Origin of the sequence: Staphylococcus sp. SM3655 (genome assembly GCF_016917315.1) — a bacterium.
GTDB classification, from domain to species: Bacteria; Bacillota; Bacilli; order Staphylococcales; family Staphylococcaceae; genus Staphylococcus; species Staphylococcus aureus.
This window is the reverse complement of sequence record NZ_CP070305.1, coordinates 759,135-771,830: the sequence shown is the minus strand read 5'-3', so window position 1 is coordinate 771,830 and position 12,696 is coordinate 759,135. Positions and strand designations below refer to the sequence as shown.

At 32.9% G+C, this 12,696-nt stretch carries 14 protein-coding genes and 3 pseudogenes; 6 read left to right on the top strand and 11 right to left on the bottom strand.

Going from position 1 to position 12,696, the window contains the following annotated elements:
• The first annotated feature begins 58 nt into the window (after nt 1-58).
• Both vraH (JQN76_RS03800) and JQN76_RS03795 read left to right on the top strand, forming a co-directional pair.
• Nucleotides 59-250 carry a peptide resistance ABC transporter activity modulator VraH gene (gene vraH / locus JQN76_RS03800; protein ID WP_000672038.1) on the top strand — a complete coding sequence of 64 codons (192 nt, stop codon included), beginning with the start codon at nt 59-61 and terminating at the stop codon, nt 248-250.
• 35 nt (nt 251-285) lie between these two features.
• Nucleotides 286-798, top strand: a pseudogene (locus tag JQN76_RS03795) (IS30 family transposase); the annotation flags it as partial.
• A 59-nt stretch (nt 799-857) separates the two neighbouring features.
• Here the strand turns inward: JQN76_RS03795 and JQN76_RS03790 are convergent.
• Complete coding sequence (locus tag JQN76_RS03790) at nt 858-1,355, bottom strand: hypothetical protein (RefSeq protein WP_000586232.1); 498 nt, start codon at nt 1,353-1,355, stop codon at nt 858-860.
• 1 nt (nt 1,356) lies between these two features.
• Nucleotides 1,357-1,443: pseudogene (locus JQN76_RS03785) on the bottom strand (toxin C-terminal domain-containing protein); the annotation flags it as partial.
• Nucleotides 1,444-1,457: 14 nt separating this feature from the next.
• Between JQN76_RS03785 and JQN76_RS03780 the strand changes: the two are divergent.
• From JQN76_RS03780 to JQN76_RS03770, 3 genes and pseudogenes are all read left to right on the top strand, one after another.
• Nucleotides 1,458-1,784, top strand: a pseudogene (locus JQN76_RS03780) (IS30 family transposase); the annotation flags it as partial.
• A gap of 28 nt (nt 1,785-1,812) precedes the next feature.
• Entirely contained in the window at nt 1,813-2,004 is a 192-nt protein-coding gene (gene vraH / locus JQN76_RS03775) for a peptide resistance ABC transporter activity modulator VraH (protein ID WP_000672039.1), read from the top strand.
• Between the two features lie 392 nt (nt 2,005-2,396).
• Nucleotides 2,397-2,597 carry a cold-shock protein gene (locus JQN76_RS03770; RefSeq protein WP_001059079.1) on the top strand — a complete coding sequence of 67 codons (201 nt, stop codon included), beginning with the start codon at nt 2,397-2,399 and terminating at the stop codon, nt 2,595-2,597.
• Nucleotides 2,598-2,723: 126 nt separating this feature from the next.
• Here the strand turns inward: JQN76_RS03770 and JQN76_RS03765 are convergent, their stop codons facing one another.
• The 9 genes from JQN76_RS03765 to rpmH all read right to left on the bottom strand — a co-directional run bounded on the left by JQN76_RS03765 (nt 2,724) and on the right by rpmH (nt 10,494).
• A complete protein-coding gene (locus tag JQN76_RS03765; RefSeq protein WP_001054118.1) occupies nt 2,724-3,293 on the bottom strand; it encodes a helix-turn-helix domain-containing protein in 570 nt (189 codons plus the stop codon).
• A gap of 259 nt (nt 3,294-3,552) precedes the next feature.
• A complete protein-coding gene (locus tag JQN76_RS03760; protein ID WP_000779136.1) occupies nt 3,553-3,948 on the bottom strand; it encodes a DUF3147 family protein in 396 nt (131 codons plus the stop codon).
• 67 nt (nt 3,949-4,015) lie between these two features.
• Entirely contained in the window at nt 4,016-4,369 is a 354-nt protein-coding gene (locus tag JQN76_RS03755; RefSeq protein ID WP_000491382.1) for a DUF3147 family protein, read from the bottom strand.
• A 450-nt stretch (nt 4,370-4,819) separates the two neighbouring features.
• Nucleotides 4,820-5,659 carry a nucleoid occlusion protein gene (gene noc / locus JQN76_RS03750; RefSeq protein WP_000742837.1) on the bottom strand — a complete coding sequence of 280 codons (840 nt, stop codon included), beginning with the start codon at nt 5,657-5,659 and terminating at the stop codon, nt 4,820-4,822.
• 42 nt (nt 5,660-5,701) lie between these two features.
• Nucleotides 5,702-6,421 carry a 16S rRNA (guanine(527)-N(7))-methyltransferase RsmG gene (gene rsmG, locus JQN76_RS03745; protein ID WP_000215595.1) on the bottom strand — a complete coding sequence of 240 codons (720 nt, stop codon included), beginning with the start codon at nt 6,419-6,421 and terminating at the stop codon, nt 5,702-5,704.
• The gene (gene mnmG / locus JQN76_RS03740) at nt 6,421-8,298 is read right to left on the bottom strand and encodes a tRNA uridine-5-carboxymethylaminomethyl(34) synthesis enzyme MnmG (RefSeq protein ID WP_000249668.1); all 1,878 of its coding nucleotides are present in this window, start codon (nt 8,296-8,298) and stop codon (nt 6,421-6,423) included. The genes rsmG and mnmG overlap by 1 nt, the downstream gene beginning before the upstream one ends.
• Before the next feature lie 66 nt (nt 8,299-8,364).
• Nucleotides 8,365-9,744 carry a tRNA uridine-5-carboxymethylaminomethyl(34) synthesis GTPase MnmE gene (gene mnmE / locus JQN76_RS03735; RefSeq protein WP_000362503.1) on the bottom strand — a complete coding sequence of 460 codons (1,380 nt, stop codon included), beginning with the start codon at nt 9,742-9,744 and terminating at the stop codon, nt 8,365-8,367.
• Between the two features lie 138 nt (nt 9,745-9,882).
• Nucleotides 9,883-10,236 (bottom strand): ribonuclease P protein component, encoded by a 354-nt coding sequence (rnpA, locus tag JQN76_RS03730; RefSeq protein ID WP_001789343.1) that lies wholly within the window; start codon nt 10,234-10,236, stop codon nt 9,883-9,885.
• Between the two features lie 120 nt (nt 10,237-10,356).
• Nucleotides 10,357-10,494 carry a 50S ribosomal protein L34 gene (rpmH, locus tag JQN76_RS03725; protein ID WP_000240855.1) on the bottom strand — a complete coding sequence of 46 codons (138 nt, stop codon included), beginning with the start codon at nt 10,492-10,494 and terminating at the stop codon, nt 10,357-10,359.
• 730 nt (nt 10,495-11,224) lie between these two features.
• On the opposite strand from rpmH, the gene dnaA reads away from it, so the two are divergent.
• On the top strand, nt 11,225-12,586 hold the full coding sequence (dnaA, locus tag JQN76_RS03720; RefSeq protein ID WP_001290433.1) for a chromosomal replication initiator protein DnaA: 1,362 nt from the start codon (nt 11,225-11,227) through the stop codon (nt 12,584-12,586).
• Nucleotides 12,587-12,696: the final 110 nt, after the last annotated feature.

Sequence of the window (12,696 nt, the reverse complement as noted above, 5' to 3'; positions counted from 1 at the left end):
TGATTTTAAGCAATGCAGTATAACTATTAATTGATTTAAGAAAAGGAGAGATTGAATCATGAAATTTAGAGAATTAGTAAAACAATCATATGAGGATTTGAAAAATTTGACTGTAACTTGGTATAACGTCATTGCTTTAACAATACTTGTTATTGTATTAAGCTCATTCACAACACCAATGATAGGCATTCCAGCTGGTTTATTAGGTGGCGCCTATTATTTAAAACGTCGTGAAGAAAAAGGTAAATAAATAAGCCTTATGTGCTAAACTCAATATGTATTTCCTACCAAAGAAAACATAAGGAGTTTGGACATCTTGAAGGAGATACTATTGTTGGTCGTCGTCATGGTAGTGCAATCATTACTTTGGTAGAAAGAGTATCCAAGATGATTATCACCTTACGACCCTTAGGTCGTAAGGCAACTGATATAGAAAACGCTCTACACTCAATGTTTTCATCTTTACCTTCTCATATATTTAAATCAATTACTTTTGATTGTGGTAAGGAGTTCTCAAACTGGAAAACATTATGTAACTGTCACGATATATCTATATTTTTTGCTGATCCAGGCACGCCATCACAGCGAGGTTTAAATGAACATTCTAACGGAATACTTAGACGCAGTGGATTAGATAAAGAACTAGATTTCAATTTAGTAACAGACGATCATATCATCAGTGTTGCTCAAAAAATCAATCATCGTCCTAGAAAATCTTTAGGTTATAGAACACCATTGGAAGTATTTATGAGTTTCATCGAAGATGATAAACTTGTCCAGCTTAATTTGACAATCTAAAGATTTATAAAAAAGCCGTTGGTCTCTTCGAAACTACGGCTTTTCTCTGTGCTATAAAATCAGTATGGCGAAGCACAGTGATCATTGAATTCTGACTTTATATAATCAAGAGTATCTTTGGATACACTGATGATATCTATAACAGCATTGCTAATGTAGAATATATTTTCTTGATTATAGAATACAATAAATGGCTCCACTAAACCTTTTTTAATATATAAAGAATAATCAATTAAGTCTTTGTTTTTTATATTTTTAATAGTTGCAATAACATACTTCTCATCGGTAGAATGGATTTCTTCGTACCAGTTAGTAATATTAAAAAAACGACCAATTCTTGTTTTTTCTCTAAATTTAACAGGATATAAGTATTCAGACAAAAATGTACATTTCGTCTTTGATTGGTTATTAAATATAACATTAATAATATTAGAAATTTGCTTTTTATTGAGAACATCAATATCTAAGCGTATCCTATTTTTCTCAGGTGCTTGAAAATAGGGAATTTCATGTTCTAAATCAAAATGTATTTGTTGTGTTTCAAGGTTAATAATCATTTTAATCTCCAATTCTTTTTAGGTTAGCATCGTATGTACCACTTCTTGTTTTCTTGCTACCTAAATTCTTAATACTGCTTGCACCTTTTCATTTTATCTTCTCATATATTTAAATCAATTACTTTTGATTGTGGTAAGGAGTTCTCAAACTGGAAAACAATATGTAACTGTCACGATATATCTATATTTTTTGCTGATCCAGGCACGCCATCACAGCGAGGTTTAAATGAACATTCTAACGGAATAATTAGACGCAGTGGATTAGATAAAGAACTAGATTTCAATTTAGTAACGGATGATCATATCATCAGTGTTGCTCAAAAAATCAATCATCATCCTAGAAAATCTTTAGGTTATAGAACACCATTGGAAGTATTTATGAGTTTCATCGAAGATGATAAACTTGTCCAGCTTAATTTGACAATCTAAAGATTTATAAAAAAGGAGAGATTGAATCATGAAATTTAGAGAATTAGTAAAACAATCATATGAGGATTTGAAAAATTTGACTGTAACTTGGTATAACGTCATTGCTTTAACAATACTTGTTATTGTATTAAGCTCATTCACAACACCAATGATAGGCATTCCAGCTGGTTTATTAGGTGGCTCTTATTATTTAAAACGTCGTGAAGAAAAAGGCAAGTAAGCACATTCCATCGGTATAGAACATTGCTATGACCTTTCAAGTCAGATTTTAATATCAACAAGTAGCGTTTATCGCTGCTTGTTTTTTATGGATTGCTTATAAAATCATCATGTTTAAACGATATGTCACTTTGAAAACTAGCAAACACCATAAAAGACTACAATTTTTTTATTTTTATAAACCCCTTTAAATCAACGTTTCTAAGGTTTTTAAAAATCTTTTTTAATTTATTTTCAAAAAACACTGTACATTATGCCAATATGAGCGTATAGTTGGTCTTACGTAATAAAAGCTCGTGAATTAAATTGTAGTGTATTTGTTTAGAATATCCTCTTTTTTAGTTATGAATTTGTTACAAATATTAAGTGCAAAAGCACACGGAGGTTTTCTATATGAATAACGGTACAGTAAAATGGTTTAACGCAGAAAAAGGTTTTGGTTTCATCGAACAAGAAAATGGCGGAGACGTATTCGTACATTTCTCAGGTATCGCTAGCGATGGCTACAAAACTTTAGAAGAAGGTCAAAAAGTTACTTTCGAAATCACTGAAGGTCAACGTGGAGACCAAGCAGTTAACGTACAAACTGTTTAATCTTACAACATAAAACGACTCATTATAAATGAATCGCTTTGATTACCAACAAGGTTCTAAATCTTGTTGGTATTTTTTTATGCTATTTTGGATAATATAAATAATATGAGACGATACCACGATGATTTATAAAAACTTATTTGCCAAATACACACTAAGGAAAATTATGAGGCTGAGTATACCAATTACTGATATAATAGAAAGCGCATTTGTCATCGTATTTCTAGCTTTAGTCGTTTGTACTTCACTAGGATCTTTTCCATTCATAAAAGCAACAATTCGATCGTAGTTGTCCATTTTATGCACTTTTTTTAAATCTTCTATTTTCATAGATGCATAAAAACCTATTCCCAAAATGATTGCCACCGTTACACCCCAAGTCCAATTCCAATAAACAACTAAAGGTCCCATTAAAATTGCAGCTAATGTCATGAAAATAAGCATCACATATGTCCATAAGTTAAGACTTCGTTGCGCTTTAATATCAGGTACAAATGGAATGGTCCCTTTTACTAAATCATCTAAAGTTACATTGAACAATTCACACATCATTAATAAGTTATGTATGTCTGGTAAGCTTTTGTCATTTTCCCAATTAGAAATACTCTGCCTAGATACATATAACTTTTCAGCAAGATATTCTTGTGAATAACCATCTCGTTCCCTATACTTTTTAATTTGTTTACTCAGATTCAATTACATACGCCTCCAGTCAATTAGTACAATCATTACAATCAGACTATCAGATAAAGTTAAATCAAGTCACCTTTATGATTGACTAAATGTTTTGACATACGACAACATCGGGGTTCGAAGACTCCCTTAAGACAGACCTGTATGATTACGCGCTTGTAATTTTCTCAATGCCAACTTGAATTTCACTTATTAATGATGCAACTTTTCCATGCTATTCAATGCTTGCAAAGTTAGTCCTAGTTAAGAGATTACGTTCACACTATTTACTATTCGATTTTCCAGCTTTCCAACTATGCTTTTCTAATCTTTTTTGTGCTATAAATTCTACCGCTTCAAAAATACATACTGCACTGATGAACCAGCTTAGGAAACCAACAACAATGCTAATCAACCACATGTGCGTCATATGTAACATCATCCATGTAACTAAAATACAAACTAATACCCCTGTCATACCAAACACTGCGCCACGACTTACATGCACAGCGACTTTATCACCATATTGCATACCTGTAATAAACATAGACACTAAAAATACTGCCGGAAACGTTGCAAATATACCGCCAAATTCTTTCCAAGGTAGTGTTACAGATACAATATAACTTAATAATACTGCAAATCCCCCCACAAAAAATTTCATTAATGTTAATTTCATGATGTTCTGCCTCCAATAATTTATTACTTAATAACTGAATACAACTAATTATCACGCATTTTCCAAACTATAAATGTCTAATACTGAATATTGCGAGGGAAATAACAAACCAACAAACAACCGTGAATATTGCGCCTTTCCGATAACCTTTATGCTTAATGTAGAGAGATGTCAAAAATACAGTTAATATACAAGACAGAATACCGACAATTGCTCCAGTACTAAGATTCATCGACATCTCCACTAATTGCGTACCACGATGATCTAAAGCTAATGCGATAATAGCCGCAAGAAAGACTGCCGGCATAGTAGCTATAATACCTCCTAACTTACCACCTACCTTATCAGCAATAATTGAAGCTAATGCAACAGCGATACCACCAATGACAAAATGAAGAATTGCACTTCCAATTGAAAACATCTTCAACGTACCTTTCTATAATTAATTCAATACAAAACGTATCATTCACACAAAGTGTAAAACTTAAATTTTCTACTGTAAAGGCAACTCAAGCGATGTTCATAAAGCTTTCATGATACTTTCATAAACTAGCAATAAAGGGTTCAAATGAAAGTATATCCAGCTCAAATTAGGGAGTGGGACAGAAATGATATTTTCGCAAAATTTATTTCGTCGTCCCACCCCAGCAAGGTTGACTAGAATTGAAAAAAGCTTGTTACAAGCGCATTTTCGTTCAGTCAACTACTGCCAATATAACTTCGTAGAGCATAGAACATTGATTTATGTACCAGCCTGATCAACATATAAATATAAATTTTTATGTTTCACGTAAAACAAAAAAAGACAAAGCTGTTATGATCTTAGCTTTGTCTTTTATGTGTTAGTCATCATGTATACGACATCCTACTACTAACGTTTATATATTCGAATTTTTATTTCATAATAATCTTCATGATCTTTGTCTTTATGCTCAACATGTAGTCCTGTTTGTTGAATCGCTTGGATACTTTTGCCTACCTCATCTCGTGCTTGAGTGACATCTTGTGCAAAGCGAAGGTTTTGTGCTTTGACTTTTTCGGGCCCCGTTTTTTGGCGTACTCTATCTTCAGTCTGTTTCACATTTAGTTTTTGTGCAATGACTTGCTCAATCAACGCTTCTTGTTCACTATCAGACAATGATAATACCGCTCTCGCATGGCGTTCAGTAATTTTACCTTCTCTTAAGCGAAGTAGTACTTTCGGCGCCAACTTCAATAAACGCAACTTATTTGCAATAAAGCTTTGACTTTTACCTAAACTTTTTGCCAATTCACTTTGCGTTGTATCACCAATTTCCAATAATTTCTTATAGGCTTCCGCTTCTTCAACAACAGACAAATTTTCTCTTTGAATATTCTCAATTAATGCAACAACAGCCGTCTCTTCATCATCCATATCACGAATAATAACGTCTGCTTGAGGTAAATTTAGTGATTGTATTGCTCTAAATCGGCGCTCTCCAGCAATAATTTCAAACATATCTTCTTCAATCGGTCTTACAACAATAGGTTGTAGTAAACCATGTTCATGTATTGATTCAGCAAGTTCTTTAATTTTATTTGGTTCAAACACCTGTCTTGGTTGATAACGGTTGGGAACGATACGTTCAATTTGAATGGATTCAACATTACTATTGCGATCTTCTTCAATATGTCCAATGATGTCATCTTTGTTTTTCAAACCAAATAATTTTGAAAAAGGTTTTTTCATTATCCATTCGCTCCTTTTATGTTAGTTGTAAAGGATTATGCATTATTTTTCAAGTAAAGGAGTCTTATTAGGCGTCCCTGGTTTTCTTGGATACTTTTTCGGCGTCTGTCTTTTTTTATCAATAATGAACATCTGGCGCTCTCCAGCATCTTCTGGCAATTCGAAAGTATGTGTTTCTGTAACATTACCACCTAACACACTAATTGCAAATTTTGCTTCTTCTAATTCTTCTTCACCTTTTGAAGATTTTAATGCAACAAACTGTCCACCTTTTTTAACTAGCGGTAAACACAATTCACTTAACACGGATAATCTAGCTACTGCTCTTGCAGTAACAACATCATAAGACTCCCTGTAGACACCCTTACCAAATGTTTCTGCTCTATCGTGTATAAAGCTGACATCCTGTAATTGTAATTCTGACGCTAAATGGTTTAAAAATTGAATACGCTTATTTAATGAATCAACAATCGTCACTTTTAACTGCGGAAACATTATTTTTAACGGAATACTTGGAAAACCAGCTCCAGCGCCTACATCACATATACTTATAGGCTGATTAAAATCAAAATAAAAACTAGGTGCAATGGAATCATAAAAATGTTTCAAATATACATCGTGTTCATCTGTAATACTTGTCAAATTCATCTTTTCATTCCATTCAACAAGTAAACGATAATATGTTTGAAACTGTTGTTTTTGAGTCTCAGTTAATTGAATATTATGTTCTTTTAATTGTTCTGCTAACCATTCTACAGTCATTAGTCACTCACCCTTTGGAGTTTACCTTGTTCTAAGTAAATCAATAATATAGATATGTCTGCTGGATTTACCCCTGATATTCTAGAAGCTTGTGCAATATTTAAAGGTTTTACTTCTGATAATTTTTCTCGCGCTTCAGTCGCCAAACTATCAATCTTACTATAATCTAAGTCTTCTGGAATTTTCTTCTCTTCCATACGCTTAACTTTCTCAACTTGTTGTAGTGATTTATTGATATAACCTTCATATTTTGTTTGTATTTCTACTTGTTCTTCAACATCTGCATTCAATTGATGTTCTTCTTCTAAAATTTCTAAAATTATATCGTAAGTCATTTCAGGTCTGCGTAATAAATCGATAGCTAAAATACCATCTTTTAAGCGAGAACCACCATGTTGTTCGATAATCGCTTGCGTATGTTCGTTTGGTTTAATACGAATATCTGATAAACGCTTAATTTCCGCATCAATTTGCTGACGTTTTTCATTAAAACGTGCATATCGTTCTTCAGAAATCATACCAAGTTCATATCCCATATCCGTCAATCTCAAATCAGCATTATCATGACGTAGTAACAAACGATATTCTGCACGTGATGTTAGTAAACGATAAGGTTCATTAGTACCTTTAGTTACAAGATCATCGATTAAGACACCAATATATGCATCTGAACGACTTAATATCTTTTCGCCTGTGTTTAACACTTTACCTGCAGCGTTAATACCTGCCATCAATCCTTGTCCTGCTGCTTCTTCATAACCAGATGTACCATTAATTTGACCTGCAGTATATAAGTTTTTAATCATTTTCGTTTCAAGTGTAGGCCATAACTGCGTTGGCACAATCGCATCATATTCAATTGCGTAGCCGGCACGCATCATATCTGCTTTTTCAAGACCTGGTATCGTCTCTAACATTTGACGTTGCACATGTTCAGGAAGACTTGTAGACAATCCTTGCACATATACTTCATTTGTATTACGACCTTCAGGCTCTAAGAAAAGTTGATGTCGCGGCTTATCATTAAATCGAACAAATTTATCTTCAATTGAAGGGCAATAACGTGGCCCGGTTCCTTTAATCATCCCTGAATACATTGCAGATAGATGTAAATTATCATCGATAACTTTGTGTGTTTCAGCATTAGTATACGTTAGCCAACATGGCAATTGATCTAATATATATTCTGTTGTTTCAAAGCTGAATGCACGACCTACATCGTCACCTGGTTGTATTTCAGTCTTCGAATAGTCAATTGTTTTTGAATTTACACGCGGTGGTGTACCTGTTTTAAAACGAACAATATCAAAACCAAGTTCTCTTAAATTGTCTGATAATGTGATTGATGGTAATTGGTGATTTGGTCCACTTGAGTACTTCATATTACCTAAAATGATTTCACCACGTAAAAATGTCCCTGTTGTGATGATAACTGCCTTAGAATGATATTCTGTACCAATATTTGTACGTACACCTTTAACTTCATCATTTTCTATAATTAATTCATCTACCATACCTTGCATGATATGAAGATTTTCTTCATCTTCAATCACACGTTTCATTTCTTGTTGATAAAGTACTTTATCTGCTTGCGCTCTTAGTGCTCTTACAGCAGGTCCTTTACCTGTATTTAACATTCTCATTTGAATGTGTGTTTTATCGATTGTTTTTGCCATTTGTCCACCTAAAGCATCAATTTCACGAACAACGATGCCTTTAGCTGGTCCACCTACAGATGGGTTACATGGCATAAATGCAATATTATCTAAATTTATTGTTAGCATTAATGTTTTAGCACCACGTCTTGCAGATGCTAAACCTGCTTCTACACCTGCATGTCCCGCACCTATAACGATTACATCATATTCTTGAACCACAATATAAACCTCCTTATTTGATATCTTACTAGCCTTCTTAAGACGGTATTCCGTCTATTTCAATTACTATTTACCTAAGCAGAATTGACTGAATAACTGATCGATGAGTTCATCACTTGCAGTCTCACCAATAATTTCTCCTAATATTTCCCAAGTTCTAGTTAAATCAATTTGTACCATATCCATAGGCACACCAGATTCTGCTGCATCAATCGCATCTTGTATCGTTTGTCTTGCTTGTTTTAATAATGAAATATGTCTTGAATTAGAAACATAAGTCATATCTTGATTTTGTACTTCTCCACCAAAGAACAAATCTCGAATTTGTATTTCTAATTCATCAATACCTTCTTGTTTTAACATTGAAGTTTGAATTAATGGCGTATCACCTATCATATCTTTAACTTCATTAATATCTATGTTTTGCTCTAAATCCATTTTATTAACAATTACGATTACATCTTCATTTTTAACCACTTCATATAATGTGTAATCTTCTTGAGTCAATGCTTCGTTATTGTTTAATACAAATAAAATTAAGTCTGCTTGGCTAAGAGCCTTTCTAGAGCGTTCAACACCAATCTTCTCTACTATATCTTCTGTCTCACGTATACCAGCAGTATCAACTAATCTTAATGGCACGCCACGAACATTGACGTACTCTTCTAAGACATCTCTAGTCGTACCTGCTACCTCAGTTACAATCGCTTTATTATCTTGTATTAAATTATTTAACATCGATGATTTACCTACGTTTGGTTTACCAACAATAACTGTAGATAAACCTTCACGCATAATTTTACCCTGCGCACCGGTATCTAATAAACGATTAATTTCCTGTTTGATTTCTTTAGACTGCTCTAAAAGAAATTCAGTAGTCGCATCTTCAACATCATCGTATTCAGGATAATCAATATTCACTTCCACTTGAGCGAGTATCTCTAATATAGATTGACGTTGTTTTTTGATTAAGTCACTTAGACGACCTTCAATTTGATTCATCGCAACTTTAGAAGCTCTATCTGTCTTCGAGCGAATAAAGTCCATAACTGCTTCAGCTTGAGATAAATCAATACGACCATTTAAAAAGGCACGTTTTGTAAATTCACCTGGCTCAGCCATTCTAGCGCCATATGTCATAGTAAGTTCCAGCACTCTATTAATCGTTAAAATACCACCATGACAATTAATTTCTATAATATCTTCGCGTGTAAATGTTTTTGGCGCTCTTAACACAGACACCATAACTTCTTCAATCACTTCTTTAGACTCTGGATCAATAATATGACCGTAATTAATCGTATGTGATGGAACATCATTTAAAAGATGTTTTCCTTTATATAATTTGTCAGCAATTTCAACGGCTTGCGGTCCAGACAATCGAACAATTCCAATTGCCCCTTCACCCATTGGTGTTGAAATACTCGTAATTGTATCTAAATCCATATTGCTACTCGCCTCCTTCAACGACGTGAATACATTTTAAAATAAGTTATTATAACCCAGAGGTAAGTCTTACGTTTGTATGAGGTAAGACTTCGGGATGTGTTGAGTGGTTAATGTTTTACTTCCCCTACCCTATCCTTACTTAATTTTTTTATTAAAAACTTTGGCAATTTTAAGTACGTGCTCAAGACTATTCTGTATTTGTAAAGTCGTCATATCTTTAGCTGGCTGTCTTGCTATTACAATAATATCTTTGGCCAATATATGCGACTTATGTACTTTGAAATTTTCACGTATTGCTCTTTTAATCTTGTTTCTTAACACTGCATTACCTAGTTTTTTAGAAACACTAATACCTAAGCGAAAATGGTCTATTTCTTTATTATTACAAGTGTATACAACAAATTGTCTGTTGGCTACAGAATGACCTTTTTTATATATTCTCTGAAAATCTGCATTCTTTTTAATTCGGTAAGCTTTTTCCAATAACATCACTCGCTTATTTATCGTTTTTATTTGAAGCTATATTTAAACTTCTATTGAGCTTATAACATAAATTTCTATTTATTCTTAATTTAAACGAAAAAAAAGATCACTGATGAGTCAGTGATCTTATGCAGATAAAACTTTACGGCCTTTACGACGACGGCGCGCTAAAACTTTACGGCCATTTTTTGTGCTCATGCGTTTTCTGAAACCATGAACTTTACTATGTTTACGTTTATTTGGTTGATAAGTACGTTTTACCATGCAAAACACCTCCATCTTTATACAGTTATCTAATATACCAGATTATGCAGACTCTGATCACTTTAATAGATAAGATTTTGCGTTTCTTAGATTAAAATTCTCGTATTAGCTCATTGATTATCTAGTCATAATTCAAGCAACTACTACAATATAACAAAATCCTTTTTATAACGCAAGTTCATTTTATACTACTGCTCAATTTTTTTACTTTTATCGATTAAAGATAGAAATACACGATGCGAGCAATCAAATTTCATAACATCACCATGAGTTTGGTCCGAAGCATGAGTGTTTACAATGTTTGAATACCTTATACAGTTCTTATACATACTTTATAAATTATTTCCCAAGCTGTTTTGATACACTCACTAACAGATATTCTATAGAAGGAAAAGTTATCCACTTATGCACATTTATAGTTTTCAGAATTGTGGATAATTAGAAATTACACACAAAGTTATACTATTTTTAGCAACATATTCACAGGTATTTGACATATAGAGAACTGAAAAAGTATAATTGTGTGGATAAGTCGTCCAACTCATGATTTTATAAGGATTTATTTATTGATATTTACATAAAAATACTGTGCATAACTAATAAGCAGGATAAAGTTATCCACCGATTGTTATTAACTTGTGGATAATTATTAACATGGTGTGTTTAGAAGTTATCCACGGCTGTTATTTTTGTGTATAACTTAAAAATTTAAGAAAGATGGAGTAAATTTATGTCGGAAAAAGAAATTTGGGAAAAAGTGCTTGAAATTGCTCAAGAAAAATTATCAGCTGTAAGTTACTCAACTTTCCTAAAAGATACTGAGCTTTACACGATTAAAGATGGTGAAGCTATCGTATTATCGAGTATTCCTTTTAATGCAAATTGGTTAAATCAACAATATGCTGAAATTATCCAAGCAATCTTATTTGATGTTGTAGGCTATGAAGTTAAACCTCACTTTATTACTACTGAAGAATTAGCAAATTATAGTAATAATGAAACTGCTACTCCAAAAGAAACAACAAAACCTTCTACTGAAACAACTGAGGATAATCATGTGCTTGGTAGAGAGCAATTCAATGCCCATAACACATTTGACACTTTTGTAATCGGACCTGGTAACCGCTTTCCACATGCAGCGAGTTTAGCTGTGGCCGAAGCACCAGCCAAAGCGTACAATCCATTATTTATCTATGGAGGTGTTGGTTTAGGAAAAACCCATTTAATGCATGCCATTGGTCATCATGTATTAGATAATAATCCAGATGCCAAAGTGATTTACACATCAAGTGAAAAATTCACAAATGAATTTATTAAATCAATTCGTGATAACGAAGGTGAAGCTTTCAGAGAAAGATATCGTAATATCGACGTCTTATTAATCGATGATATTCAGTTCATACAAAATAAAGTACAAACACAAGAAGAATTTTTCTATACTTTTAATGAATTGCATCAGAATAACAAGCAAATAGTTATTTCGAGTGATCGACCACCAAAGGAAATTGCACAATTAGAAGATCGATTACGTTCACGCTTTGAATGGGGGCTAATTGTTGATATTACGCCACCAGATTATGAAACTCGAATGGCAATTTTGCAGAAGAAAATTGAAGAAGAAAAATTAGATATTCCACCAGAAGCTTTAAATTATATAGCAAATCAAATTCAATCTAATATTCGTGAATTAGAAGGTGCATTAACACGTTTACTTGCATATTCACAATTATTAGGAAAACCAATTACAACTGAATTAACTGCTGAAGCTTTAAAAGATATCATTCAAGCACCAAAATCTAAAAAGATTACCATCCAAGATATTCAAAAAATTGTAGGCCAGTACTATAATGTTAGAATTGAAGATTTCAGTGCAAAAAAACGTACAAAGTCAATTGCATATCCGCGTCAAATAGCTATGTACTTGTCTAGAGAGCTTACAGATTTCTCATTACCTAAAATTGGTGAAGAATTTGGTGGGCGTGATCATACGACCGTCATTCATGCTCATGAAAAAATATCTAAAGATTTAAAAGAAGATCCTATTTTTAAACAAGAAGTAGAGAATCTTGAAAAAGAAATAAGAAATGTATAAGTAGGAAACTTTGGGAAATGTAATCTGTTATATAACAGCACTAATGATAACAATCATTTTTTACATTTCTATATGCTAATGTGGCAAGATGAGAAAAACTCATTTTGTGG